This is a genomic window from Knoellia sinensis KCTC 19936 (assembly GCF_000768705.1).
GTDB lineage: Bacteria > Actinomycetota > Actinomycetes > Actinomycetales > Dermatophilaceae > Knoellia > Knoellia sinensis.
The window spans coordinates 420,550-446,121 of record NZ_AVPJ01000001.1 but is presented as its reverse complement, the minus strand read 5'-3'; the positions used below and the strand labels follow the sequence as shown (position 1 = coordinate 446,121).

General features: G+C 67.9%; 19 protein-coding genes. 11 read left to right on the top strand and 8 right to left on the bottom strand.

All coding sequences use genetic code 11. The features are described from left to right. Entirely contained in the window at positions 1-747 is a 747-nt protein-coding gene (locus tag N802_RS02080; protein WP_035911360.1) for an esterase family protein, read from the top strand. A gap of 39 nt (positions 748-786) precedes the next feature. Beyond that, positions 787-2,055: an ATP-grasp domain-containing protein gene (locus tag N802_RS02075; protein WP_035911354.1), complete on the top strand. Its 1,269-nt coding sequence runs from the start codon at positions 787-789 to the stop codon at positions 2,053-2,055. Positions 2,056-2,146: 91 nt separating this feature from the next. Here N802_RS02075 and N802_RS02070 read toward each other — a convergent pair whose 3' ends face one another. From N802_RS02070 to pgm, 3 genes are all read right to left on the bottom strand, one after another. Beyond that, positions 2,147-2,575 carry a type II toxin-antitoxin system VapC family toxin gene (locus N802_RS02070; RefSeq protein WP_035911352.1) on the bottom strand — a complete coding sequence of 143 codons (429 nt, stop codon included), beginning with the start codon at positions 2,573-2,575 and terminating at the stop codon, positions 2,147-2,149. Beyond that, positions 2,565-2,792 carry an AbrB/MazE/SpoVT family DNA-binding domain-containing protein gene (locus N802_RS02065; protein WP_035911350.1) on the bottom strand — a complete coding sequence of 76 codons (228 nt, stop codon included), beginning with the start codon at positions 2,790-2,792 and terminating at the stop codon, positions 2,565-2,567. Before N802_RS02065 ends, N802_RS02070 begins: the two co-directional genes overlap by 11 nt. Positions 2,793-2,859: 67 nt before the next feature. After that, positions 2,860-4,524 carry a phosphoglucomutase (alpha-D-glucose-1,6-bisphosphate-dependent) gene (pgm, locus tag N802_RS02060; RefSeq protein WP_035911348.1) on the bottom strand — a complete coding sequence of 555 codons (1,665 nt, stop codon included), beginning with the start codon at positions 4,522-4,524 and terminating at the stop codon, positions 2,860-2,862. Between pgm and N802_RS02055 the strand changes: the two genes are divergently transcribed. The 3 genes from N802_RS02055 (at position 4,523) to N802_RS02045 (ending at position 7,794) form a co-directional block, all read left to right on the top strand. After that, the gene (locus N802_RS02055) at positions 4,523-5,893 is read left to right on the top strand and encodes an RHS repeat-associated core domain-containing protein (protein WP_035911346.1); all 1,371 of its coding nucleotides are present in this window, start codon (positions 4,523-4,525) and stop codon (positions 5,891-5,893) included. The two genes, pgm and N802_RS02055, sit on opposite strands and share 2 nt — an antisense overlap. Before the next feature lie 70 nt (positions 5,894-5,963). Beyond that, complete coding sequence (locus tag N802_RS02050; protein WP_169743379.1) at positions 5,964-6,443, top strand: hypothetical protein; 480 nt, start codon at positions 5,964-5,966, stop codon at positions 6,441-6,443. A 739-nt stretch (positions 6,444-7,182) separates the two neighbouring features. After that, a complete protein-coding gene (locus tag N802_RS02045; RefSeq protein ID WP_035911343.1) occupies positions 7,183-7,794 on the top strand; it encodes a T6SS immunity protein Tdi1 domain-containing protein in 612 nt (203 codons plus the stop codon). 43 nt (positions 7,795-7,837) lie between these two features. Here the strand turns inward: N802_RS02045 and glgB are convergent, their stop codons facing one another. The 4 genes from glgB to N802_RS02025 are packed head-to-tail and all read right to left on the bottom strand — an operon-like array spanning position 7,838 to position 15,496. Then, entirely contained in the window at positions 7,838-10,198 is a 2,361-nt protein-coding gene (gene glgB, locus N802_RS02040) for a 1,4-alpha-glucan branching protein GlgB (RefSeq protein ID WP_084071779.1), read from the bottom strand. Beyond that, complete coding sequence (locus tag N802_RS02035) at positions 10,195-11,712, bottom strand: maltokinase N-terminal cap-like domain-containing protein (protein ID WP_035911340.1); 1,518 nt, start codon at positions 11,710-11,712, stop codon at positions 10,195-10,197. Before N802_RS02035 ends, glgB begins: the two co-directional genes overlap by 4 nt. Then, positions 11,705-13,435 (bottom strand): maltose alpha-D-glucosyltransferase, encoded by a 1,731-nt coding sequence (treS, locus tag N802_RS02030; protein WP_035911336.1) that lies wholly within the window; start codon positions 13,433-13,435, stop codon positions 11,705-11,707. Before treS ends, N802_RS02035 begins: the two co-directional genes overlap by 8 nt. 15 nt (positions 13,436-13,450) lie before the next feature. Next, complete coding sequence (locus N802_RS02025; RefSeq protein WP_035911333.1) at positions 13,451-15,496, bottom strand: alpha-1,4-glucan--maltose-1-phosphate maltosyltransferase; 2,046 nt, start codon at positions 15,494-15,496, stop codon at positions 13,451-13,453. Between the two features lie 157 nt (positions 15,497-15,653). Between N802_RS02025 and glgP the strand changes: the two genes are divergently transcribed. Then, the gene (gene glgP, locus N802_RS02020; RefSeq protein WP_035911880.1) at positions 15,654-18,254 is read left to right on the top strand and encodes an alpha-glucan family phosphorylase; all 2,601 of its coding nucleotides are present in this window, start codon (positions 15,654-15,656) and stop codon (positions 18,252-18,254) included. 228 nt (positions 18,255-18,482) lie between these two features. After that, the gene (locus tag N802_RS02015) at positions 18,483-19,979 is read left to right on the top strand and encodes a M1 family metallopeptidase (protein ID WP_156971236.1); all 1,497 of its coding nucleotides are present in this window, start codon (positions 18,483-18,485) and stop codon (positions 19,977-19,979) included. Positions 19,980-20,035: 56 nt separating this feature from the next. Here the strand turns inward: N802_RS02015 and N802_RS02010 are convergent, their stop codons facing one another. Then, the gene (locus N802_RS02010) at positions 20,036-21,685 is read right to left on the bottom strand and encodes a sigma-54-dependent Fis family transcriptional regulator (RefSeq protein ID WP_035911874.1); all 1,650 of its coding nucleotides are present in this window, start codon (positions 21,683-21,685) and stop codon (positions 20,036-20,038) included. 626 nt (positions 21,686-22,311) lie between these two features. On the opposite strand from N802_RS02010, the gene N802_RS02005 reads away from it, so the two are divergent. Genes N802_RS02005 through N802_RS01990 form a run of 4 tightly spaced genes read left to right on the top strand, consistent with a single transcriptional unit; the run spans position 22,312 to position 25,571 of the window. After that, positions 22,312-23,541, top strand: coding sequence for a TadA family conjugal transfer-associated ATPase (locus N802_RS02005; protein ID WP_035911330.1), 1,230 nt, complete (start codon positions 22,312-22,314; stop codon positions 23,539-23,541). Next, positions 23,538-24,407, top strand: coding sequence for a type II secretion system F family protein (locus N802_RS02000; RefSeq protein WP_035911327.1), 870 nt, complete (start codon positions 23,538-23,540; stop codon positions 24,405-24,407). Before N802_RS02005 ends, N802_RS02000 begins: the two co-directional genes overlap by 4 nt. After that, on the top strand, positions 24,404-25,336 hold the full coding sequence (locus tag N802_RS01995; RefSeq protein ID WP_035911324.1) for a type II secretion system F family protein: 933 nt from the start codon (positions 24,404-24,406) through the stop codon (positions 25,334-25,336). The genes N802_RS02000 and N802_RS01995 overlap by 4 nt, the downstream gene beginning before the upstream one ends. A 22-nt stretch (positions 25,337-25,358) precedes the next feature. Further along, positions 25,359-25,571 carry a hypothetical protein gene (locus N802_RS01990; protein ID WP_035911321.1) on the top strand — a complete coding sequence of 71 codons (213 nt, stop codon included), beginning with the start codon at positions 25,359-25,361 and terminating at the stop codon, positions 25,569-25,571. Position 25,572: the final 1 nt, after the last annotated feature.

The following is a 25,572-nucleotide window of genomic DNA, read 5'->3' as shown; positions in this document are numbered from 1 at the left end:
ATGCACCGCGCTGACGCACACCTGCAAGTGCCCGGCCACGACGCCGAGCTCCGGGTGGTGCGGCATGGCCACTTCGGCCGTCCGTTGCTGGCGTTCTCGTGTGAGGGAGGCAGCGCCGCGGACTTCGAGGGGCGTGGGCTGCTCGACGCGATCCGCCCCCTCGTCGACGACGGGCGGGTCAGCGTCTTCGCGGTCGACTCTCTCGACCGCTGGACCTGGTCGGCCAATGACGTCCCCACCGAGGAGCGCGCGAACCGGCACGGCGCCTACCAGGCGTGGATCGAGCAGGCCGTCGTGCCGTGGATCGCAGAGCAGACCGGTGGCGAGCTGGACCTCATCACCTTCGGTCCGTCGCTGGGCGCCTACCACGCGGTGCAGTTCGCATTCCAGCGAGCCGACATCGCCACCCTGGCCATGGGCTTCTCGGGCAACTACGACCCCACGTCCTGGAACTCGTGGGGCGACTTCGGCGACGCGACCTACTTCGCCAACCCGACGGCATACGTTCCGGGTCTGGACGGTGACCACCTCGAATGGCTCCGGGCCCGGCTGTCCGTCCTCCTCGTCGTGGGCGAGGGGCCGTTCGAGACGACGCCGACCGGATCGCTGCCGAGTACGCGTGCCTTCGCAGATCTGTTGGCACAGAAAGGCATTCGCCACGAGCTCGATGTCTGGGGACATGACAGTGCCCACGACTGGCCGTGGTGGCAGAAGCAGCTCGCCCACCACCTTCCACGATTCGTCTGACCGGTTCGACCCAGCACGCACCCCACCGAAGGGAACGCCATGGCACCGAAGACCGACCACCTCATCGGACTCCTGCTCGGAGCGGAGGACGACTGGCCGACGGCCTTCGAGGCGCTGGCAAGGCGGCTGGGCGTGATCCGGACGGCGGACGGCGCCGACCACAGGGTGAGCACCGAGAGGTTGGCGATCGAGCCCTTCAACCTGCGCGACCAGCCGCGGCAGGACCTCGTCATCGACCGCCTCGCGCACTGGTACTACCACCCGCGCGAGTGGCTCAAGAAGGTCTCGCTCATGGACGACGTCTATCTGCTCAACAGCCCGTTCACGTTCCAGTCGATGGAGAAGCACTCGGCCTACTGTGCGCTCATGCGGCTCGGCATGCACGTGCCGGACACGGTGCTGGTGCCCTACAAGAACCCGGTCGACAACGCGCGCTGGGCCTACACGTCACGGCGCTACAACAAGGAGTTCGACCTCGCCGCGATCGCCGACGAGCTTGGCTACCCGCTCTTCATGAAGCCGTTCGACGGTGGGGCATGGCGTGGAGTGTCGATGATCAAGGACCGCGAGGCGCTGCATCAGGCCTACGACGACTCCGGCGAGATGCTCATGCACCTGCAGAAGTCGGTCGACGGCTTCGAGGTGTTCGCGCGAGCCCTGACGATCGGGCCCGAGTCCATGGTCATGAACTTCCGGCCCGACGAGCCCATGCACAACCGCTATGCCGTCGACCACGGCTTCCTCTCGCCGGAGGTGGGGCGCGAGGCGATCACCATCGCGCAGACGGTCAACGCGTTCTTCCGGTGGGAGTTCAACTCCTGCGAGATGCTCGTGCGCGATGGGGTCGTGCACCCCATCGACTACGCCAACGCGTGTCCGGACGTCGCGGTCACGTCGCTGCACTACTACTTCCCGTGGGCGATGAAGGCGCTGCTGCGGTGGTCGGTCTTCTGCGCCGTCACGGGGCGTGTTGCCAGGACGCAGGTCGACACCGATCCGTGGTTCGCGATCGCGGACGACGAGAGCCTGGACTACCAGGGCAAGCTCACGGCATACCAGGGTCTGGCCGACGACCACTTCGAGAGTGAGCGCTACGCGGAGTTCTGTGCGACCTCACTGCCGCACGTCGATGAGATGGTCTTCGACTGGGTGAACTCGGACGAGTTCCGGATCCTGCTCCAGACGACGATCCATCAGACGTATCCGCCGCACGAATGGGAGAAGTTCGAGGGCCACTTCGGCGGGCTGCTGGGCATGTGGCTCACCGACGAGCAGCACCGGCTGTCGTCGTCCGCGACCGGCTCCTGACGCGGTCTGCGCCGAGCGAGCCTTCGATGGGTGAGCGTTGGCCCCATGGGAGGCGCGCTCACGAACTTCTGGCTCGCTCGCGGGGAGGCCGTCAGGCCGGTGGTGAAGTGATGGCGATCGTCGGGAAGTACGTGCTGAAGCGAGCCGCGTCCCTGGTCAGCAGGCTGTGTCCCGAAACAGCCGCATGCGCACCAATGTAGAAGTCGGGAAGCGTCGACCTCTTGGCTCCGCCACGTGAGCGGTAGGCGGAGTACGCCTTGCCGGCGAGGAATCCTGCCTCCCAAGGCAGGGGCTCGCGCGTGAAGTCCCGCGCGGGCAGGGCGTCCTCCAGCTCCTCGATGCGGGTGAACCGCACGGAGACCTCGGCGTAGATGATCGGGTTGATGATGAGCGGTCCCCGGTCCGCTGCATCCGAGAGTGCGCCAGCAGACCACCCCGCCCATCGGGGGTCGTCGGTGAAGAGGTCGAGGAGGACGTTGCTGTCGACGAGCGTGCTCGAGGAGTCGCGCTCAGTCGCCACGCGTCAGGGCCATGATCTCGTCGGTGCTCATGGAGACGTCGCCGCGGCCACGGAGTCGCTCGGCGATGCGTGCGCCCCGGCTTGGGGCGCCTGTCGCCTTGCGCACGAGGATCGCGTCGCCCTGCTGCTCGAAGTCGACTTCGCTGCCCGGACCGATCCCGAGCCGGTCACGAAGGGCCTTGGGGATGGTCACCTGTCCCTTGTCCGTCACCATCATGGTAAGAATCCTACCATTCCTACTCTTACTGCTGATCGCTGAGAAGTGAGAAGGGAGGCGGGTTCCTTCAGCCGCCGAGGGCGGCGCTCACGACGTCCTTGGCCTCGGCCTGGACCTGCGCCAGGTGCTCCTCACCCTTGAACGACTCGGCATAGATCTTGTAGACGTCCTCGGTCCCGCTCGGCCGCGCCGCGAACCACGCCGACTCGGTGACGACCTTGAGCCCACCGATCGCCGCGCCGTTGCCGGGTGCCTCGGTGAGCTTGGCCGTGATCGGCTCTCCCGCGAGGCTTTCGGCGCTCACAGCTTCGGGGGAGAGGGCCGCCAGTCTGGCCTTCTGCTCCCGGTTCGCGGGTGCGTCAATGCGTGCGTATGCCGGTGCGCCGTGCTTCTCGGTCAGCTCGCGGTAGTGCTCGCTCGGACTCTTGCCCGTCGCCGCGAGGATCTCGGAGGCGAGCAGGGCGAGGATGATGCCGTCCTTGTCGGTCGTCCACACCGAGCCGTCCGTGCGGAGGAACGACGCGCCCGCGGACTCCTCGCCACCGAAGGGCCCGGAGCCGTCGAGCAACCCGGGCACGAACCACTTGAAGCCGACCGGCACCTCGACGAGTCGGCGCCCGAGGTCGGACGCGACGCGGTCGATCATGGAACTCGACACGAGGGTCTTGCCGATGAACCCGTCCTCACGCCACTGCGGCCGAGCGCCGCCGTAGAGGTACTGAATCGCCACGGACAGGTAGTGGTTGGGGTTCATCAGCCCGGCGTCGGGGGTGACGATCCCGTGCCGGTCGGAGTCGGCGTCGTTGCCGGTCGCGATGTCGTAGTCGTCCTTGCGACCGATGAGCGAGGCCATGGCGCTGGGGGAGGAGCAGTCCATCCGGATCTTGCCGTCCCAGTCGAGGGTCATGAAGCGCCACGTCGCGTCGACGAGCGGGTTGACGACGGTGAGGTCGATGCCGTGCCGCTCCGCGATGGCGCCCCAGTAGTCGACGGCCGCGCCCCCGAGGGGGTCAGCGCCGATGCGGACGCCCGCGTCCTTGATCTTCGCGAGGTCGACGACCGACGGCAGGCCGTCGACGTAGGTGCCCATGAAGTCGTATGCCGTCGCGCTGGCTCGCGCTCGCTCGAACGGGATGCGCTTGACGTCTTTCAACCCACCCTTGATGAGCTCGTTGGCCCTCGCCGCAATGGTTTTCGTCGCGTCGGAATCTGCCGGGCCACCGTGCGGCGGGTTGTACTTGAACCCGCCGTCGGTGGGCGGGTTGTGCGATGGGGTGACGACGATGCCGTCCGCGAGACCGGCGCCGGACGGCATACCGTCGACTCCGGTGACCTTGCCGCGGTTGGCGACGAGGATCGCGTGTGAGACCGCGGGTGTCGGCGTGTAGCGGTCGGCCGAGTCGACGAGGACGGTGACGTCGTTGGCGGCGAGCACCTCGAGCGCTGAGGCCCAGGCCGGCTCGGAAAGGCCGTGCGTGTCGCGGCCCAGGAAGAGCGGACCGTCGAATCCCTGCGACCGGCGGTAGTCGACGATCGCCTGGGTCGTGGCGAGGATGTGGTCCTCGTTGAACCTGGTCTTGAGCGACGAGCCCCGGTGGCCGGACGTGCCGAATGCGACCTGCTGGTCGATGTTGTCCGGATCGGGTTTGAGCGCGTAGTAGGACGTGACGAGGTGGGGTAGGTCGACGAGGTCAGAGGGCTGGGCCGGCTGTCCTGCTCGTGCGTCGTTCATGCACCTCATCCTGACAGGCGCGCCCGCTCCTCGTCAGTGCCATGTCTATGACGCGACCGGTGCCCTGCTGATCCGCAAGGAACCTTCAGGGAAGAAGACCCTCTTCCTCGGCGGCGACACGGAAGTGACGTACACCCCCGCTGACGGATCGACACCCGCAGCGACCACCGCCAAGCGCGTGTTCACGTTCGAAGGGAAGGTCGTCGCGTTCCGCGACGGGCCGAACCCCAGCGACGTGACGTTCCAGCCGCCTGGCTACCAGGGCACGTCGCTGACTCAGGTGGACGGGGGAGGCGGATCGTATGCCGTCCGTCGCTTCGACCCGTTCGGCGCGCCCCGCGGGCCGGTCACCGGAGCGTCGTGGGAAGCCGAGCACGGGTTCCTCGGCGCGACGGGCGCCACGACAGACGCCACCAGTGGCTTGGTACATCTCGGCGCCCGCGAGTACGACCCCACCCTGGGACGGTTCCTGTCGGTCGACCCGGTGATGGCACTCACTGACCCTCAACAGTGGAACGCCTACGGCTACGCAAACAACAACCCCGTCACCAACAGTGACCCCACGGGCATGCTGCCCGAAGGGCCGGGCGCCGGAACGGTCTACCGACCGAGCACAGGCCAGATCTTTGTCACCAACCAGTCCAAGGCCAACTCGAGCGCCCCGGGCGGTGGCAATGGCGCCCACAAGGGCAACGGCGGCAACAGCAACACGGGCGGCAAGGGCGGCCAAGGCAACCCCAACCTCGGGGCCGGACCATCCAAAACCACCGCCAACGACCGCGCCGCGTACGCCCGTCTCGTTGCCCGCAACGCGGCTGCGCGTGCGGCCGCTCGTGCTGCGGCGAACAGTGCGCAGGCAAACGGGATGAGATTCACCGCGGGGTTCGCAAACGCTCATATGACGTCCCAGTTCTTCTATCTCGATATCTTGGGTGTCCTCCCGACGGAAGCGATCGAAGCAAAGTACGGCGGGAACGGGTGGTTCACTGGCGGCGCCGTGGCCTACGAGGCGGTCTCCATGGCCGTTAGTGGTGGGGCTGGAGCGGCCGCCGCTGGCCCCCGCGCCGCGGCATCGGCCAGCAGTGCCGCCGCAAAGGGCGTAGATGATGCCGCTGGCATCGTTTACCGCAGAACGGATCTGATGGGCGGCAAGCCGTACATTGGTCAGGCGAAGAGTGAGAGCCGCTATTTCGCTCGGCAATCTGAACACGCACGCGCGAACCCCGACGCGGACTTTGAGTTCGAGATCATCGGTCGGGCGCAGCCCGGCGGGCAGCTGAGCCGGATGGAGGAGTTCTTCATCCGCCAGGAGGCCCAACGAACAAGGGCAATCCGAATGGAGGTCTGGCGAACATGCGCCATCAGATGAGTGATGCGCGATACCTGCAGGCGGGTGGCGACCTGTGGTAGTTCAACGGCCTCGCGAGGGGGACCTGTTCGTGATCCCAACGGGCGACGGGCGAGTCGGCGTAGGGCAGGTTGTTGGACTCTATGGAAAGGATGCCTACTTCTTCGTGGTCTATGACGACGTGATTGCCGACGAGGACGTTCCATCGAGGTTGTCGGATGTGCTCGCGACACCGGTGAGGTTGCTGGCACTTTCACTCGACGCGAAACTGCACGCAGGGCACTGGCAGACGGTCGGCCAGGCGCCGATCCGTGACGACCTCCCGTTGCCTGCATACAAGGAGGCCGTCACGTCGGGCGACCATGTGGACGTCGTGGACTACACCGGTCTACGGCGTCGCCGCGCGAGCAAAGATGAAGTGGAGAGTCTGCCCTTCCGGAAGGTGGTAGCACCGGTGCGCCTGGAGCGGGCACTCCGGGCCAGCTTGGGCCTCGAACCTTGGCTCGCCGCCTTCGATGACCTGAAGCCGCATGGCTTGACCTCCAAGGGAGCCTTCCATGACGGTTCTTGAGTGTGGCGCCCGCACTTGCCGCGAAAGGGCAGCGCTCCCGAGTGGGCCATGCAATCGATCGTCGCTTGCCGGGGCGAAAGAGCCGCAGCACTTCGTCCTATGATCCAGCCGAGCGGGCGCGTCAACGCGAGCCGGCTGGGACTTCTCCTCCTAGTAGCCTTCGTCGCGGTGGCCACCCTGCTGGCCGCTGCTCCAGGTGCGGTGGCTGCAGATGAAGGCAACTCGAGTTACGACGCTCTCGCGCACGCATACGACACTAACCTCACAGCTGCGTCAACGGCAGGCGAAGACCCCTCGCGTGCTGGGCGGCGATCCGGGGACCTTGACGAGCGGGCGAGCTCTGTTGCGACTTCTACGTCCCGTGTTGCCGCAAACACCGCAGCTCATGGGGTCTCGTTGACCTTGAAGTAAGGACGGCTGGACCGCGGCACAGCGGGCAGCCGCGGACGCCAAGGTTGCCGCGCTCAACAACGCTGACAATCTGGTCGTGACCCAAGTCCAACGTGCTGGCACCTCGGCGGAGCGCGGTATCGCTCCGCTGGTGGTGTCGTGCAGAGGTTCCGACGTAGATCACGTTGTCGATCTTCAGTTGGGTGGCGCGGACGATATTCTGAACATGAATCCGTTGGATATGTCGGTGAACCGAAAGCTGGGCGCCCAGATTCGCAACCAGATCCGGGGGATGGGACCCGGTACCCGGATATGCAGCGTGTCAATTTGTTCGAGATGAGGGCGGCTGATGTTTGAGCGGTTCCTTGCGGCGTTCGCGGTCAGCGATGGTCCGAGCGTCGCACCTCGGGTCCCGGTGACCAGTGTGGAGCTATGGCTGGATGCTGCCGGCGGCAGAGCCTTCGAGGGCGGCCTATATCGCGTCCACACGAGGCCGTCGGCGCGGGCGTCGGATGCGTTGGTGCGGGAGGCGTTCCCGGAGTTCGCGGGACGCTTGTCATGTTTCGGATACGACTGGCTCGGGCGCCAGTTCGCGACAGATAGCGGTCGCGGGAAAGACGGCGATCCGGAGGTCATGCTGTTCGAGCCAGGGAGTGGGGAGGCGCTGGAGATTCCTGTGCCCTTCTCACGATTCCACGACGAAGAGTTGATCGACTACACGGAAGAGGCCCTAGCGCGAAGTTTCTTCGATGAGTGGCGACGCTCTGGCGGTCAAGCTCCGAAGATCGCGGAGTGCGTCGGCTACCAGCGACCTTTGTTCCTTGGAGGGGACGACGCGGTTGCCAACTTGGAGATCTCGGACCTTGACGTCTACTGGACGATCATGGGCCAGTTCCGGCGGCAGGCGAAGGGGTTGCCAAAGGGAACGCCGATAACCGCAGTCGTCCGCGACCAGTCGTGAGTCGGGCTCAGTGCCGTGGCCAGGAGTTGGGGTCTGGGATCGGTCATCGCTCTTCCTCAGTGACTGGCGGAGTAGGGATGGTGACGGGACTGTTCCGGGGTCGTCGCGACTCGCCCTGGGCGCGTGGCACCTCCGAACCCACAGTGGCCCCCGGAGCCTTCCCCGGGACGGGGGCAGCCTCCTCCGCGGGTTCGGCAGGCGCGGGTTCGGCGGTCACTGGGGCGAGGTAGAGGGTGGTGAGGCCGGCGAGGCGGACGGTGACGTGGAACGGCTGGTGGTTCCACCCCTCCTCGGCCGCGTCCAGCACGTTGTCCGCCTGGCTCGGCGTGCCGTGCTGGTCGTAGCCGCTCGTGTCGAGGATGACCTTCCACTGCCCGCCGAAGGGCACGCCGACGCGCATCCACTCCTTGGCCTCGCCGCCGAAGTTCACGACGCACACCACCGCGTCGCCCGACTGTCGCGACGGGTCGGCGAAGCGCACGAACGAATACGTGTTGCCCGTGTTGTCGTCGGCGTCGAGCCACTCGAAGCCGGCGGACTCCGAATCGAGGGCCCACAACGCCTGATGCCCGCGATAGACCCGGTTGAGCTCCTTGACGAGGTTGTGCACGCGGTAGTGCCCCGGCTGGTCGAGCAGCCACCAGTCCAGCGAGCGACCATCGGCCCACTCACTCGGCTGCGCGAACTCGTTGCCCATGAAGAGCAGCTGCTTGCCGGGGTGTGCCCACATGTAGGCGAGGAATGCCCGCACCGTGGCCAGTTGGTCGGTCCGGTTGCCCGGCGCCTTGTTGACCAGCGACCCCTTGCCGTGGACGACCTCGTCGTGACTGATCGGCAGGACGTAGTTCTCGCTGAAGGCATACATCAGCGCAAAGGTCAGGAGGCCGTGATGGTGCTGGCGGTGGTAGGGCTCCTTGCCGAGATAGCGCAGGGAATCGTTCATCCAGCCCATGTTCCACTTCAGGCCGAACCCGAGACCGCCCTCGCTCGTCGCCTTGGTCACACCGGGCCAGGAGGTCGATTCCTCGGCGATCGTGACGATGCCCGGGACCCGCTTGTATGCCGTGGCGTTGGCTTCCTGGAGCAGCCCGATCGCCTCGAGGTGCTCCCGTCCACCGTGGACGTTGGGCAGCCACTCGCCGTCCTTGCGCGAGTAGTCGAGATAGAGCATCGAGGCCACCGCGTCGACGCGCAGCCCGTCGATGTGGAACTCCTCGAGCCAATAGAGGGCGTTGGCCACGAGGAAGTTGCGGACCTCGAGCCGCCCGAAGTCGAAGATGTGCGTGCCCCAGTCGGGCTGGTCGCCGCGACGCGGGTCCGGGTGCTCATAGAGCGGCAGCCCGTCGAAGCGGGCCAGCGCCCACTCGTCGCGCGGGAAGTGCCCTGGCACCCAGTCGAGGATGACCCCGATTCCGGCCTGGTGCAGCGTGTCGACGAGGAACTTGAAGTCGTCGGGTGTCCCGAACCGCGACGTCGGCGCGTAGTAGCCCGTCACCTGATAGCCCCACGACGGGCCGTAGGGGTGCTCCATCACCGGCAGGAACTCGACGTGCGTGAACCCGAGGTCAGACACGTAGTTGACGAGGTGCTCCGCCAGCTCGCGATAGGACAGGCCTTGCCGCCACGACCCGAGGTGCACCTCATAGATGCTCATCGGCCCCGTGTGCGGATTCCGCTCGGCGCGCTCCGTCATCCACGCGTCGTCTGCCCACGAGTGCGTTGCCTCATCGACGACCGACCCGGTCAGTGGCGGCACCTCGGTGCGCCGAGCCATCGGGTCCGCCTTGGTCCGCACGACGTCGTCGGCCCCCCGGATCTCGAACTTGTAGACGGCCCCCTCACCCACCTCGGGCACGAACAGCTCCCACACACCGCTCTTGCCGATGAGGCGCATCGGGTGGACCCGCCCGTCCCACCCGTTGAAGTCTCCGACGACGCGCACGGCCTTCGCGCGTGGCGCCCACACCGCGAACGACGTCCCGCGCACTGACCCCAGCGGTCCTGGGTACTCGTGCACCCGCGCCCCGAGCACGGTCCACAGCTCCTCGTGTCGGCCTTCGTTCACGAGGTGCAGGTCGATCTCACCGAGCGTCGGCGCGAAGCGATACGGATCGTCCTGGACGTGCTCGTAGCCGTCCCCCCAGTTCACGAGCAGCCGGTAGTCCATCGTCTCGGTCGCCCCCGCGCGCACCGCCGACCACACGCCCTCCGCCTCGTGCTCAAGCGTGAGCGTCTCACCATCGGCGAAGTGCACGCGCACCCCAGCGGCCATCGGTCGCAGAGCCCGGATGCGCAGCCCGTCGTCCTCGAGGTGCTGCCCCAACAGGTCGTGCGGCTGCTGGTGGCGGCCCTGGATGAGTGCGTTGATCGCGCCGCTGACTTCGTGGGCAGGGGTCGGGGTCACGGTGTGTCCTCCTGTGGCGCGGGTGAGTCGGGCTCTGCGGTCGTCGTCGTGAACTGCGTGGCGAGCCGTTCGATGGCGGCCAGCGGGATGTCGACCCATGACGGTCGGTTGCGGACTTCGTAGACCACTTCGTACATCGCCTTGTCGAGTTCGAACGCGGCGAGGAGCGCGGGACGACTGCGTGGGTCATCCGAGGCAACGGCGGCGTACCCGTCGAGGAACGCCTGCTGCGCGCGCGCCACCCACTCTCGTGCCGAGTCGCCGCCCGAGTGCTCCACCGCCCCACCTGCATAGTCGAAGCTGCGCAGCATCCCGGCGATGTCACGGATCCACTGGTCGGGCTGGGTGCGCTCCGCGAGCGGTCTCAGGGGCTCGCCCTCGAAGTCGAGCAGCATCCAGCCGCCTTCGGCCGTGTGCAGCACCTGTCCGAGGTGGTAGTCGCCGTGGATCCGCTGCAGCGCAGGCCAATTCACAGCAAGAGCTGTGTCAAGGATGGCCGCGACCGCGTCGTCGTGGTCATGCAGGGCTGGCACCTCGTCGGCCGCAGCCGCATATCGGTCACGCATCTCGTCGACGATCCCCCGCGCGACGTCTGCGCTCGTCTCGGTCGTCCCCAACGACGCAGCAAGCGTCGCGTGGACCTCGGCCGTCGCCTCACCCAGCGCCCGCGCCGGCTCGGTGAAGTCCTCACCCCCACGCACGGCCCGCAGTGCCACCCGCCAGGCGTCCTCGACTCCCGGCAGGAACTCCTGCGCGAAGACGAAATGCCCGTATGCCGTCCGCTCACCTCCTGCGTCCGCCGCACCCTCCCCGGTCGGTTCCCCTGACGACCCAGACGCCGGCTCCGGCCACTGCCCGGCCACGGACCCGACCACGGCGGGGACACGCTCGGACCCGGCCTCACGCAACGCCGACTGGAGGACGACGTCGGGGTTCTCCCCAGCGGACAGCATCCGGAACACCTTGACGATCACTGGCACGGCAGCACCGTCAGCGTCGATGCAGTCGAGGATCACCGACGTGTTCGACTGCTCTCCCGTGACCACCGACGAGCCGCGCACCCGCACGTCGCGTGACCATGCACGCCCCGGTGTCGCGACGACGGAGTCATCGAATTCGTCACTGGCAGAGCTGGATTCGGCACGCACCCGACCCTGGATGAGCTCCAGCAGCTGGGCGGCATAGACGGGATCGTGGGTCGCGTCATAGACCCAGCGCGTCCCGAGGACGGAGTGCTCCGTGGTCCCGACGAGCGCTCCCTCCGACCCCTCGAGGGGCGCACCGCGATAGGTGAGCGGCACCTGGTAGACGACAGGCTCCCCTCCCGACGAGTCCGAGACGATGAGGACCTCGACTCCGACCTCGCCGGCCGGATCGCCGAGTCTCCACGACGCAAGGCGACGGACCGATGGCGAGGTGCCCTTGCCGGCATACCAACGCTGTCCACCCATCCACGCCTCGAGGAGCTCGACCTTCGTCGGCGTGACGCTGGCGCCCTTGTGGATCTCAGCCACGGCTCTGTGCCTCTGAACGACTTTCCTCGCCGACCCGCAGCCAGAAGAAGTCACGGCTGCCCATCGTGAAGGTGACCCGTCCGTCCGCCGCGATCCACGGGAAGTTCGCACCGCCGAAGAGGTCGAACAACTCGTTCTCGCCCAAGGACTCCGGCACCTGAACCGTCCCGGCCTGGGGCTTGTCGGAGAGGTTGTTGATGCAGAGCACGGTCTCGCCGTTGTGGTCGTCGTCGCCGGCCCAGGACCGGGTGTAGGCGAGGATCGCAGGGTTGTCGGTCGGCACGATCTCGAAGTCGCCCAAGCCGAACGCCGGATGCAGTCGGCGCACTCCGAGCATGCCTCGCACCCAGTGCAGCAGCGACTGGCTCGTCGCCATCTGTGCTTCGACGTTGACGTTGTTGTAGTGATAGACGAGCGAGGAGATGACCGGCAGATAGAGCTTGCCCGGATCAGCCTGCGAGAAGCCGGAGTTCCGGTCGGGCGTCCACTGCATCGGGGTCCGCACGGCATCGCGGTCGTTGAGCCAGATGTTGTCGCCCATGCCGATCTCGTCGCCGTAATAGAGGCACGGCGACCCCGGGAGCGAGAGCACCAAGGCGTGGATGAGCTCGATCTCGGGGCGGCTGTTGTCGAGCAGGGGAGCGAGGCGGCGCCGGATCCCGACATTGGCGCGCATGCGCGGGTCGGGGGCGTACCAGCCGTACATCGCGGCGCGCTGCTCCGGCGTGACCATCTCGAGGGTGAGGTCGTCGTGGTTGCGCAGGAAGGTGCCCCACTGGGTGCCGGGCGGAATCGCCGGTGTCTCGGCGAGGACGTCGATGATCGGCTGCGCCTTCTGGTCCCGCAGCGCGTAGTAGAGCATCGGCATGACGGGGAAGTGGAAGCACATCTGGCACTCCGGCTCGTCCTCGGTGCCGAAGTAGTCGACGACGTCGGCCGGCGGCTGGTTGGCCTCCGCCAGGAGGATCCGCCCCGGGTACTCCTCGTCGACCATGGCCCGCAGCCGGGCAAGGAAGTCGTGGGTCTTGGGGTGGTTCTCGCCGTTGTGACCCTCCTCCTCATAGAGGTAGGGCACGGCGTCGAGGCGGAACCCATCGATGCCCATGTCCATCCAGAACCGGACCACCTCGAACATCGCCTCGTGCACCGCCGGGTTCTCGAAGTTGAGGTCCGGCTGGTGGCTGAAGAAGCGGTGCCAGAAGAACTGTCGCCGGATGGGGTCGAAGGTCCAGTTCGACGTCTCCGTGTCGATGAAGATGATGCGCGCGTCGGCGTACTTGTCGTCGGTGTCGGACCAGACATAGAAGTCGCCGTACTCGCCGTCGGGATCCGATCGTGACGCCTGGAACCACGGGTGCTGGTCGCTCGTGTGGTTCATGACGAAGTCGGTGATGATGCGGATGCCCCGCGCGTGCGCCTCAGTGATGAGCTGCTTGAACTCCGGCAACGTCCCGAACTCCGGCAGCACCTGGGTGTAGTCGGCGATGTCGTAGCCGCCGTCGCGCAGGGGGCTGGCATAGAACGGTGGCAGCCACAGGCAGTCGATCCCGAGCCACTGGAGGTAGTCGAGCCGGTTGATGACGCCCTGGAAGTCGCCCGCACCGGTGCCGTTGGAGTCCCCGAAGGCCCGCACGAGCACCTCGTAGAACACGGCCGTCCTGAACCACTCGGGGTCGTGCTTGAGCCCCGGCTGTCCCAGTCCCAGTCCTTGCGTCGTCGTCACGTCGTCTGCACCTCGTCAGTACCTCTTCAGTTCGATGATGTGAACGGGTTCGTGGTCGGGTCCGAGTCGGACCATCGTCTCGCGCAGGAAGTCCCACCACTGGTCGGTGATGAGGTCGTGTGCGCGGAAGCCTTCGTCGGGGTGGAGCCCGAGCGAGGGCATGTCGAAGACGACCCTGCTCCAGCGGGTGCTGTGCGGGTCGAGGTTGGCGATGACGATGACGACGTCCTCGTGCTCCGGCGCCCCCGTGGTGGGGTCCATCGGGATCACTCGGCGCTTGCTGAACGCCATGATGTTCTCGTCGTCGACGTGGTGGAACGTGATGTTGCGCAGCCAGTGCAGGGCCGGGTGCTGGCGCCGGATCTCGTTGAGCCGGCGGAGATACCAGGCGAGCGACTGTCCCTCGCGCGCGCCACCGGGTTCGAAGTCCTCCCAGTGCCGGTTCTTGTATTGGTACTTCTCGTTGTCGATCTGCTCCTCGGCACCGGGCCGCGCCACATGCTCCATGAGCTCGTAGCCTGCATAGATGCCGTAGGTCGGGACGAGCGTCCCGGCGAGAGCGGCGCGCAGCTTCCACGCCGCCGGACCGCCGAACTGCATGTAGGGCGTGAGGATGTCGTGCGTCGTCGGCCAGAAGCTCGGCCGCATGTAGTGGGCCGTCTCTGTGGCCAGTTCCTCGACGTACTCCTGCAACTCGGGCTTGGTGTTGCGCCACGCGTAGTAGGTGTAGCTCTGCTGGAACCCGACCTTGGCGAGGGTCCGCATCATCGCCGGCTTCGTGAACGCCTCGCTCAGCCAGATGATGTCCGGGTGGTCCTGGGCCACGTCCTGGATGAGCCACTGCCAGAACTCGACCGGCTTCGTGTGCGGGTTGTCCACGCGAAACAAGGTGACCCCGTGGTCGATCCACACCTGGATCATCCGACGCATCTCGGCGTAGGCGCCCTCGGGGTCGTTGTCGAAGTTCAGCGGATAGATGTCCTGGTACTTCTTCGGCGGGTTCTCCGCGAACGCGATGGTGCCGTCGGCGCGCGTGGTGAACCACTCCGGGTGCTCCTGGACCCACGGGTGGTCGGGGGAGCACTGCAGCGCGATGTCCATGGCGACCTCGAGCCCGAGCCGGCGCGCTTCGGCGACGAAGAAGTCGAAGTCCTCGAACGTCCCGAGGTCCGGGTGGATCGCGTCGTGGCCACCGTCGGGGGAGCCGATGGCATAGGGGCTGCCGGGGTCGTCGGGGCCGGCGTCGAGGGTGTTGTTGGGCCCCTTCTTCGCGGCGCTGCCGATCGGGTGGATCGGCGTGAGATAGATGACGTCGAAGCCCATGCCGGCGACGGCCGTGAGCCGCTTCGCGGCGGTCCGGAGCGTTCCCGACGTCCAGCGGTGGGTCGCCTCGTCGTAGACCGCACCTTCGCTGCGCGGGAAGAACTCGTACCACGCGCCGGTCAGTGCCAACTCGCGTTCGACAAGCAGCGGGTATGCCGTGCTCGGGCTCACGAGATCCCTCACCGGAGTGGTGGTGAGCTCTGCGTGCACGGGGCCATGGGTCACGGCGGAAAGGCGGACGTGGGGCGGGCGGGTCTCGTCGCGCAGGGTGGCGGCACCCTCCGCGAGAACGGCCCGGCCCTCGGGCGTGCGTGCGTCGTCCTCCGCCGCACGGTCGAGGAGGAGGGCGCCCTCGGCGAGCATGAGGTCGGTGTCGACGTCCGCCTGGATCTTGACGGTGGCGTCGTGCTCCCACGTCCCGAAGGGGTCCGACCAGCCCTCGACCCGAAACGTCCACATGCCCGCCCGGTCGGCGGACACGACCGCTTCCCAGGCGTTGAGGCCCGGATTGGTGCAGATCATCGGGACGAGGTGCTCGGCCCCGTCGGGGTCGGTGAGGACGACCGTGGCATTGACCGCGTCGTGGCCCTCGCGGATCACGGTGGCCTCGACCAGGAACGGCTCGGCCACCACGGACTTGGTGGGCCGCGCCCCGCCGTCGACGAGCGGTGAGACGTCGAGGACTGGGATCCGTCCGACCGGGATCTGGGGCGGGGTGCTGAGCGGCGTCGCGGTCACACGCCGACGCTATCGTCCCGTCGCCCTTCCGTACGAGAGGCGGGTATGCCGTCCGGTCACCTCGCGCGGTGACGCCAGCACGCAAGGCGGGCGGACGGCATACGGGAAGGGGGGTAAACGTTTCCACCACGCAGACAATGGCCCTACGATGCGTCGCGTGAAGGCCATCCGTCGCTTCAGCGTCCGCCCCGTCCTGCCCGAGCCCATCGCCGCCCTCGGCGAGCTCTCGATGAACCTGCGCTGGAGCTGGCACCCGCCGCTGCGCGACCTCTTCGAGAGCATCAACCCCGAGCGGTGGGCCTCCGTCGGGGCCGACCCCGTGGCGATGCTCTCGGCCATGCCGGTCGAGGAGCTCGACGCCCTCGCGGCCGACGGTGCCTTCGTCGCGCGGGTCGAGGAGGCGCAGCAGAGCCTCGAGCGCTACCTGGGCGAGGACCGTTGGTACCAGCACTGGGCTGGTGAGCAGGGCGATGCCGGAGCACCGTCGGCGATCGCCTACTTCAGCCCCGAGTACGGCATCGCGGCCGCGCTCCCGCAGTACTCCGGCGGCCTCGGCATCCTCGCGGGTGACCACCTCAAGTCGGCCTCCGACATCGGTGTCCCGATCGTCGGCGTCGGCCTCTTCTACAAGACCGGCTACTTCCGCCAGAGCTTCAACCGCGACGGTTGGCAGCAGGAGGACTATCCCGTTCTCGACCCCGACGGCCTGCCCCTGTCGCTGCTCCGCGAGGAGGACGGGACGCCGAGCGTCGTCACCCTGGCCCTGCCGGGCGGCCGCGAGGTGCGTGCCCACGTGTGGCGGGCCCAGGTCGGGCGGGTGCCGTTGCTCCTCCTCGACTCCGACGTCCCGGGCAACGACGACGCGGCGCGCGCGATCACCGAGCGCCTCTACGGCGGCGGCGGCGAGCAGCGACTCCAGCAGGAGATGCTCCTCGGCATCGGTGGCGTCCGGGCCCTGCGCCTCTGGTCACGGCTGACCGGCGCGCCGACGCCCGACGTCTACCACTCCAACGAGGGCCACGCCGGGTTCCTTGCCGTCGAGCGGATCAGCGAGCTCGTCACCGGGTCGGGGCTCACCTTCGACGAGGCGCTCGAGGCCGTGCGCGCGGCGACCGTCTTCACGACGCACACGCCGGTGCCGGCCGGCATCGACCGCTTCGAGCGTCGACTCATCGAGATCTACTTCGGTGGCGATCTGGCTCCGACCGGTGTGCCGCTCGACCGGCTCCTCGCGCTCGGCGCCGAGAACTACGAGGGGGGCGACCCCGCCGTCTTCAACATGGCGGTGCTGGGTTTGCGGATCGCCCAGCGCGCCAACGGTGTCTCCCAGCTCCATGGCGTGGTCAGCCGCGACATGTTCGACGGTCTCTGGCCGGGCTTCGACTCCGAGGAGGTGCCGATCACGAGCATCACCAACGGCGTCCACGGCCCCACGTGGGTGGACCGCAAGGTCTACGAGCTGGCGAGCCGTCACTCCGACGCCGTCACCATCGACACGACCGTCCTCGACTCCACGGAGTCCTGGAAGGGCATGGCGGACCTGCCCCGTGACGACGTGTGGGCGACGAAGCGCCAGCTGCGCGAGCAGCTCGTCCACGAGGCCCGGGCGCGGATGCGTGCGTCGTGGATCAAGCGAGGGGCGTCGTCCGCCGAGCTGGGCTGGACCGACGAGATCCTCGACCCGGATGTGCTGACGATCGGCTTCGCGCGGCGCGTGCCGACCTACAAGCGGCTCACGCTCATGCTGCGCGACCCGGCCCGCCTCAAGAAGCTGCTGCTCGACCCCGAGCGGCCGGTCCAGATCGTCATCGCCGGCAAGTCGCACCCCGCCGACGAGACCGGCAAGCAGCTGATCCAGCAGATGATCCGGTTCACCGACGACCCCGAGGTGCGTCACCGCATCGCGTTCCTCCCGAACTACGACATCGCGATGGCGCAGCACCTGTATCCGGGGTGCGACGTGTGGCTCAACAACCCGTTGCGGCCGTTCGAGGCGTCGGGGACGTCGGGCATGAAGGCGGCGCTCAACGGCGCCCTGAACCTGTCCATCCTCGACGGGTGGTGGGACGAGTGGTTCGACGGCAACAACGGCTGGGCCATCCCGACCGCGGACGGTGTCGAGGATCCGGACCGACGTGACGACATCGAGGCGAACGCGCTCTACGACCTCATCGAGAACCAGGTCGCTCCGCGCTTCTACGACGTCGACGGTGACGGACTGCCGCAGAACTGGCTCGCGATGGTGATGCACACGGTGTCGACGCTCGGCCCCAAGGTGCGGGCGAGCCGCATGGTCCGCGAATACACCGAGCGGCTCTATGTGCCGGCGGCCCGGTCGGGCTGGGCCATGCGTGAGGGTGACTTCGCCGGCGCACGCGACCTCGCGGCATACACGACGAAGGTCAAGGCCTCATGGCCCAAGGTGAGCGTCGACCACGTGGAGTCCTCGGGCGTCGGCGACAGCCCCGAGATCGGGGAGACGCTGCACGTCAATGCGTTCGTGACGCTCGACGAGCTCGCTCCGGAGGACGTCGAGGTGCAGGTCGCGCACGGTCGCACCGGCCACCGCGGGGACGACCTCCAGGACGTCACGACACTGGCGCTGTCCCACTCCGAGAGCTACGAGCAGGGGCGGCACAAGTTCGCCGGCGACCTCGTGCTGAAGACCAGCGGTCAGTTCGGCTACACCGTGCGGATCCTGCCGAAGCACGACGGCCTCGTCGCCCCGGCCAGCCTCGGCCTCGTCGCCACCGCCTGATACCCCGACCGATTGCCCGTCGCTGCACGCGCTCGCTGCGCTCGCCGTGCAGCGACGGGCAATCAATCGGAGACGAGGGGCCGGACTGCTGCCGGTCTTGACGTTCGGTCCGGCGCTCGACCACAGGGTCCAACCGCTGCTAGCGTCGAGGGGTTCGACACCCGTCCGGCCACGGACCCACAGGTGCTTCGGGTCGGCGACTCCCGACGCGATCCGAGGTGCGCTCCGGTGTTGACTCGACCACGAACCAGCAAGGCACTCGCCGCTGCGGTGATTGCTCTCCTGCTCCCGCTGGGCTCCGGCGCTGCGACAGCCGCGGGACCGCGGTTCGTTCCGGGGGCTCCGGGGGCCGGTGACGCGTACTTCCCCACGGCGGGCAACGGGGGCTACGACGTCGCCCATTACGACCTCGACCTCGACTACACCCCGCCCGGGCCGGCTCCGGCACCGCTCACGGGCCAGCTTCAGGGAGTCGCGACGATCGACCTCGTCGCGACGCAGGATCTCGACCGCTTCAACCTCGACCTCCGTGGCCTCGACGTCACGGCCTTGTCGGTGGGCGGGAAGGTCGCCGCCGAGGTGTCCGCACCCGCGCCAGGTGCTGTAGTCGAGGGGGCGGCGTACTGGCAGACGCAGGACGACTCCGCCCGGGTCTGGGAACTCACCGTGCAGCCCCGGCCCAAACTCAAGGCTGGCCAGCGCGCGCGGGTCGTGGTGGCCTATGGCGGGGTGACGACACGACCGACTGACATCGAGGGCGCGCTCTACGGCTGGGTCACCACCCGTGACGGGGCCATGGTCGTGAGCGAGCCGGAGGGCTCCATGACGTGGTACCCGGTGAGCGACCACCCCACGGACAAGGCGACGTACGCCTTCGAGATCACGGTGCCGGAGGGCAAGGTTGCCGTGGCCAACGGGCTGCCGGCGGGCCCTCCCGTCACCTCGAACGGCCGGACGACGTGGGCGTGGAACGCGCCGGACGGTCAGGCGAGCTATCTCACCACTGCGTCGGTGGGCGACTACACGCTGCGGACGTCCGAGACGGCTGACGGCTTGCCGATCATCGATGCCGTCGATGACGCGCTCACCCCGGCCAACCTCGCGGCGACGAATGCGAGCCTGGCACTGCAGGACGACATGATCGCCTTCTTCGAGGAGACGTTCACGCCGTATCCCTTCGGGTCCTATGGATCGATCGTCGACGACGACAGCGTCGGCTACGCGCTCGAGACGCAGACCCGGCCCTTCTACTCGCGGGTCGCCCGGGAGGGGACGGTGGCGCACGAACTGGCCCACCAGTGGTTCGGCAACGCCGTCAGCCCGGAACGCTGGCAGGACATCTGGCTCAACGAGGGATGGGCGACCTACTGCGAGTGGTTGTGGTCGGAGAATCAGGGCCGCGCGACCGCCCAGACCCGCTTCGAGAGCGTCATGGCGACCCCTGCCGACAACGCGTTCTGGGAACTCGACGTCTCCGACCCCGGGCCGTTGGGTCTGTTCCTACGCCCGAACTACGACCGCGGAGCCGCCACGTTGCACGCACTGCGCCTGCGGCTCGGGGACGACGTGTTCTTCGCCGGGAGTCGTGAGTGGTTGACGCGCCACGACGACGGCACGGCGACGACGGAGGACTTCGAGACGGTCTTCGAAGAGGTGTCGGGTGAGGATCTCGGTGCCTTCTTCGACACGTGGCTGCGAACTCCCGCGTGGCCCTCCATGAGCTAGAACCGTCGCGGCGACACTGGTGTGCGGGAGTGGGCTCCCACCGTGATTCCCGACGCTCAGGTATGGATTCCGTAGTCCCTGATCTTGCGGTAGATCGTCGCGCGCGAGATGCCCAGCGTCTCGGCGGCGGCTGGTTTGTCGCCGGCGTGCGCGTCGAGCGCCGTGATGATTGCGTCGCGCTGCATCGCCTCGAGCGGCGTCAGCGCCCGACGACTCGTCGCGCGAGCCTCCCCGGGCAGGTCGCCGACGACGATGGCACCGGTGCGCCGCTTGCGTGCCGCCTCGGTGAGCACCTTGCGCAGCTGGTCGACGTTGCCCGGCCAGGACAGGCGCTTCAGCTGACCCAGGGCTGCGTTCGACAGGGTGACCGCGTCGTCACGCACCACACGTCGCAGGAGGTGGGGCGCGAGCAGGGCGATGTCGTCGGCACGATGACGCAGCGGCGGGATGGTGACCGTGCGGGGGAGGTGGGCCAAGAACTCGCCGACAGCGGGAGCCATGTCGGAGCCGGGCACCACGGTGACCACCAGCCAGGGTCGTTGCGTTCGTTCCGCGTCCGCGACAGTGGCCAGGGCCGTGGAGAGCTCGCTCGCGCTGGCGTCGCTCAGCGCATGGGCATCCCGGATCAGGACCAGGTCCTGTGGGTCGCCGTCCATGGCAGCGACCACCTCGGCCACGACCTCCGGGTCCTCGAGTTCGTCCGCCTCACGGATCGTCACCGACCCGCCGAGGTGTGCGTCCTTCTGAACGGCGCGGGCGACGGTCATCTTTCCCACGCCCGGTTCGCCCTCGATCACCGTCCACGTCGGCGTGGCTCGGCACTCTGCGACGGCCCGCACGGCGGCACGCAGCAGAGGATGCGTGCCCACGAGGCCGGGCAGGGTGCCGCGCCCCAGACTCACCTCGGCCCGCGTGATGGCGCTGGTCTCCGCCGACGCGGCTGACGCCGCAGGAGTGGGGTCCTGCCTGATCCGCAAGGTGCCGCCGGCGAGGGCATCGTCCGAGAACGTCGGCCGATAGTCCATCGTCACGGAGATTCCACTGGGCAGCATCGTGGAGACCGTGTGGCGGTCTGTCGCGCCGAGCAGATCGGCCGACTGGGCGAGCAACGCGGCCTGATCGGCCGCGTCGTAGCTTCGGCGGGCCTGGTCGCTGAGCAGCACGAGGTTGTCACTCTGTGCCAACACCGCCCCGCCCGTGTGGTGCACCGCCGACCGGTAGTCGCGCAGCAGAGCGAGCTCGGCCTTGCTCGAGTCCGCCAGCAGTGCTTGCTCGATCTGCACTGCGCTCGCCTTCGCAAAGCTCAGCAGGAGGGGGGTGGCGTGATCCGAGAGGGACGTGAGGTCGAGCACGCCGAGCACGACGCCACTGATGGGGTGGATGATCGGGACACCTGCGCAACTGAAGACGGCAAGGCTGCTTGCGTAGTGCTCCGGGCCGTGCACGAACTGCGCAGTCCGGGTCTCGACGGCTGTTCCGATGCCGTTGGTGCCGACCGACCCTTCGGAGTAGCTGAAGCCGGGGAGGAGGTGGGCCGCATCGAGGTGGCGCATGATCCGGCTGTCGCCGGCGAAGCGGGCGAGAATGACTCCGTCGGGGTCGGTGAGGATGAGTGAGACGGGCTCGTTGCCAAGGGAGTTCGCGAGGCCGTTCAGGACGGGCCGCGCCACGCGAAGGAGAGTGGTCTCAGCCGGGGCCTCGGCCACGAAGGCAGGCGAGTCGGTCTGGTGACAGCGCAAACTGGGCGGACCGGCTCCAGGACTGCCGGATCTCCTCCCGCAGGGCCTCGCTGGCCATGGCGTCGGCGTGGAACGCGTCACGCAGTCGTGACACGTCTCGTGTGTGCGGTCGGTCCGTTGGCCCCGATCCGGATGCCCTCGTCAACCGTTTGCCTTCCCAGGTTTCTCTGGGGTAAGTCTCAACGTGAGACACCGCGATGTCAAAGTCGGACGTAGTTTCTTCCCGACGCAACAAGGCAGTGCGTCGCATGCATCGAGCCCCTGCAACGGCAGAGGCAGGGCGGCTCGGTGCCGGTCGGATTAGGGCCCGACCCCTCTCGCCGGTTGGCCGGGTCTGGGAAGACCCGGCCAACCGTGTTTCTCGGCTGTGACCGCACGGCCCGCGCGGACCGCTCGCCTGGCTGTGCAGCAGCCCCGGGATGGTCCTGGCCCAAGATGACCCCGTAGCCCAAGGTCGCCGTGGCCCGTTCGGGTGGTTACCCTGTGGTTCGACAGGGGTCGGGGTCTGTGGATAACTCTGCGGGGTGTGGCGCCGATCCTGTTTTCATGAAGGACGGCGCTGCGCCCGGCGCGCCGTGAGGGGAGGGACACGCATGGATGCCGTGCGCACGGTCGAGTCCGAGGTCCGCGAGCTCATCCGACGCTCCGGTCTGGACCCCGCCCGCGAGCCCCAGGCGGTGCAGCGACTCGTGCGTGACGCCGTCGCGGACTACGACCAGCGCTCCATGCACGGCGGCATGCCGGTGCTCGCCGACCTGACCCAGGCCGAGAAGTCCGTCTGGGACACCGTCGCCGGCTTTGGACCCCTGCAGCAGTACTTCGACGACCCGACCGTCGAGGAGATCTGGATCAACGAGCCAACCCGCGTGTTCGTCGCGCGCGGCGGTGTGCCGGAGCTCACGACGACGCTCCTGACGGGCGACGAGGTGCGTGATCTCGTCGAGCGCATGCTCAAGTCCTCGGGGCGGCGTGTGGACCTCTCCAGTCCGTTCGTCGACGCAGTCCTGCCCGACGGGTCGCGTCTCCACGTCGTCATTCCCGATATCACCCGCGAGCACTGGCACGTCAACGTCCGCAAGTTCATCGTCAAGGCCGACAACCTCGACGACCTCGTGCGGCTGGGGACGATGACACGTCAGGCGGCGACCTTCCTCGAGGCCGCTGTGGCGTCAGGGCTCAACGTCCTTGTGGCGGGCGGCACACAGGCCGGCAAGACGACGATGCTCAACTGCCTCGCGGCCGCGATTCCCGCGCGCGAGCGTGTCGTCACGTGCGAGGAGGTCTTCGAGCTGAAGATCCCCTTGCGCGACGTGGCGTCGATGCAGTGCCGGCAGCCATCACTGGAGGGCACGGGGGAGGTGCCCCTGCGGCGGCTCGTCAAGGAGGCGTTGCGGATGCGCCCCTCGCGGATCATCGTCGGCGAGGTCCGACAGGCCGAGAGCCTCGACCTGCTCATCGCGCTCAACTCGGGCCTGCCGGGGATGTGCACCATCCACGCCAACAGCGCTCGTGAGGCGATCACCAAGATGTGCACGCTCCCTCTGCTTGCAGGCGAGAACGTCGGGTCGCGCTTTGTCGTGCCGACCGTTGCGGGATCGATCGACATCGTCGTCCACGCTGCCCTTGAACGTGACGGCACGCGCCGAGTGCGTGAGATTGCCGCAGTCCCGGGCCGTGTCGAGGGAGATGTCGTCGAGATCGCCGACCTTTTCGTCCAGCGAGGTGGAGAGCTCGTCCGCGCCGACGGCTACCCGCCGCACCGCGACCGCTTCGAGCGCGCGGGCTACGACCTCCCGGCGCTGCTGGCCCAAGGATCCGTGTGACTGGCCTGTTCGTCGGCCTGCTCTTCGGCACCGGCCTCTTCTGCGTCTGGTGGAGCTTCTGGGCGCGCGAGGAGGACCCCGACCGCGTGAAGGAGCCGCCGGCCCTGATCCGACGCCTGCGCGACGAACTGATTCAGGCCGGCTACCCGACCATCACGCCGAAGGCCTTGCTCGTGGGCTGCGCCGGAGCGTTCACTCTCGTCTTCCTCTTCGTGTATGCCGTGGTCGGAGTTCCGGCAATCGCCGTCTGCTTCGCGCTCATGGCGGCGTGGGGGCCGTATGCCGTGGTGCGCATGCGGGCCCGCCAGCGCCGCAACCGGCTGCGCGACCTGTGGCCCGACGCGGTCGACAACATCACGTCTGCGGTGCGGGCCGGGATGTCGTTGCCGGAGGCAGTGTCGCAACTCGGGCATCGCGGACCGGAGGAGTTGCGGCCGGCGTTCCAGGCCTTCGCGCAGGACTACCGCATCTCCGGTCGTTTCCACGATTGCCTGGATCGGCTCAAGGCACGGCTGAGCGACCCTGTCGCCGATCGCCTCATCGAGTCGCTGCGCATCGCGCGCGAAGTGGGTGGCAGTGACCTCGGCCGGTTGCTCCGCACGCTTTCTGTGTTCCTCCGGGAGGACTCGCGCACGCGGTCCGAGCTCGAGACCCGCCAGTCGTGGACCGTCAACGCGGCCAGGCTGGCCGTCGCGGCGCCGTGGATCGTTCTCGCCATGCTGTCGACCCGACCCGAGTCCGTGCGCGCCTACTCCACCGCGACGGGCGCGATGGTCCTCTTCGCGGGAGCCCTCGTCACCGGCATCGCGTACTGGCTGATGATTCGCATTGGCCGCCTCCCCGAGGATGAGCGGGTGCTCCGATGACGGACTTGGCGCGCTCGGGCGCGATCTTGGGGTTCCTCGCCGGCTTCGGGCTCCTGCTCATGTGGTCCGGACTCCCTCGGCACCGGCAGGCCGGTCTGGCCGATCGCGTGCTGCCCTACTTGAAGGACACTCCTCGACCGTCCAACCTCCTGGCCGGGGACGGTCCGACACGCGGGGTGGTGGCAACCCTTCTCGCGCCCGTCCTGGGAGGCCTGTCTGCTCAAGTCGAGCGCGTCATGGGTGGAGCGCCGTCGGTGCGCCGGCGCCTCCTCCGAGCAGGGCTGGCCCCGGACGTCGATCGGTTCCGCGCGCAACAGGTCGTCTGGGGCGTCTGCGCCGGTGTGACCATGCTCGCCCTGGGTTCGCTCTCGGCCTTCATCCAAGGGACCAGTCCGGCCCTCGTGCTACTGCTCACGGCGATCGGCGTCATGTCGGGCGTGGCGGGTGCCGACTGGTTCCTCAGCCACCGCGCCGCCAAGCGCGAGGAGCGGATGCTCGCGGAGTTCCCCACGGTGGCCGAACTCCTGGCGCTCGCGGTCGGTGCTGGCGAGGGTGCGGTCGGGGCTCTCGAACGAGTGTGCCGCCTTTCGCACGGAGCGCTTTCCGACGAGTTGCGGCGCTGCCTCGCGGATGCCCGAGCCGGGGCCAGCTTGCCTGTCGCCCTGCAGGGCCTTGCCGACCGCACCGGCCTCATGAGCCTCACTCGATTCGTCGACGGCATCGTCATCGCCGTCGAACGCGGCACCCCTCTCGCCGACGTCCTGCGGGCTCAGGCCCAGGACGTTCGCGAGGAAGGGCGGCGTCTGATCATGGAGGCAGGGGGCAAGAAGGAGATCGCCATGATGGTGCCGGTCGTCTTCCTCGTGCTGCCCATCACCGTGCTCTTCGCCGTCTACCCAGGCTTCTCGTTCCTCAACTTCACGATGTGACACCTTCCGAAAGGGCACGACCATGCACACCATCACCCGATCCCTCGTCCGCGCACAGCTGGCGGCCCAGGACCTCGTCGACGGCAACGGACGCCGAAGTGAGCGGGGTGACGTCCCCGGCTGGGTCCTGATCACCCTCATGACGGCGGCACTCGTGGCCGTGATCTGGGGTGTCGCTGAGGACCAGTTCAGGGACCTCTTCGCCCGCGCCATCGACCGGGTCTCGGACATCTGAC